1 protein-coding gene is annotated in these 1,456 nt (G+C 67.4%); it reads right to left on the reverse strand.

What is annotated here, in order from left to right; genetic code table 11:
* Positions 1-28: 28 nt before the first annotated feature.
* Positions 29-1,264, reverse strand: a complete 1,236-nt coding sequence (locus ACIRRA_RS46035; protein WP_402782500.1) for an IS701 family transposase — start codon at positions 1,262-1,264, stop codon at positions 29-31.
* Positions 1,265-1,456 lie beyond the last annotated feature (192 nt).

Here is a 1,456-nt window from a genome sequence, read left to right on the forward strand (position 1 = left end):
CTAGTACTCCAGCCGTAGTTTGTGATCGTTAGGTCTTGCTGTGTCGTCGCTGGTAGTGGCTGGTTTTGGCGCGGTGTTGGTGGCGTCGTCGCCATCGTGATCGGCGGAACCGATGACCGATGTCGTGGTTCGGGGGCAGGAACACGGTGGCGAGCAGATGGCGAATTTCGTTGCGTGTCAGGGGTATCAGATCCTGGGGTTCGGGGTTGTGGGTGGGTTCGGTGGCGGCGAGGATGGTGAGCAGGGCCAGGGCGAGCATGGACAGCACGGTCCAGCGATGCCAGGACCGCCAGGTGCGGACCTGATGCTGATCCAGTCCGGCCAGGCCCTTGCCGGCTTTGAAGTCCTCTTCGACTCCCCAGCGCCGCCCAGCGACGCCGACCAGGGTCGATAGCGGCACCTGGTGTGGGCAGTAGCTGCGGTAATAGGCCAGTTCGCCGGTGGCGGGGTTGCGGCGTACGAGCAGCCAGCGATACCCGGCGGTGTCGGTGTCGAGGGTGATCCAGGCCCACTCGTAGAGGCGAGGGCCTTTCGCGCCGTCACCGGCCGACAGTGGCTGCCATGCTGTGGCGGGTAGCGCCGCGGTGAGCCGGTCGGCGCGGATCGGCCCGGTGCCGGTGGCCACCCGCCGGTCGCGGCCGATCGCCAGCACGTAGCCGACTGCGTGGGCTTCCAGCGTGCTGCGCAATGTCGGGTCGGCGCCGTAGACTTCGTCGCCGGTCACCCATGCCGCGCTCACGCCGGCGTCGAGGGCTCGATCGATCATCGTTTGGGCGAGGGCGGGTTTGGTGGCGAACTCCTCGGAATCGGGGATGCCCGCCTCCGCGCGGCGGTCGGGGTCGGTGGTCCAGGACTTCGGCAGATACAAGGCTCGGTCGATGAGGGTGTGGCCCAGGCGGGTGGAGTAGGTCAAAAACACTGCGACTTGGGAGTTCTCGATGCGTCCGGCGGTGCCGGTGTACTGGCGTTGCACCCCGACGGTGGTGGTGCCCTTCTTCACGTCCCCGGTCTCGTCGATGACGAGGATCGCCTCACGGCCGCCGAGGGATTGCACCACGTAGTCGCGCAGGTCGTCGCGGACCGCGTCGGCATCCCAGACGGCGCGAGACAGCAAGTGCTGCATGGCATCCGGGGTGTCGTGCCCGGCGTGCTCGGACAGTGTCCAGCAGTTCTTCTCCGGCAGTTCCGAGGCCAGCCCGGCCACCATCTCCCGCGCGGTACGGCGCGGCTCGACTCGTCGGAACCGCCCGGCGACACGCCCCATCAACGCGTCGAACCCTGCCCGCCACCGGTCACCGGCTACGCTGTGCGCAGCGGCCACCGCTGATTCAGTTGTCTTACACACAAATTCGACAGAATCCCGCGGTGGCCGCCCTTCACCGGCTCGACACGCCGACACCACCCCCAACCGTCCCCGACCAGGCAATCCACACGGTCACGAACTACGGCTGGAGTA

The organism is Nocardia sp. NPDC101769 (assembly GCF_044766925.1).
Taxonomy (GTDB): Bacteria; Actinomycetota; Actinomycetes; order Mycobacteriales; family Mycobacteriaceae; genus Nocardia.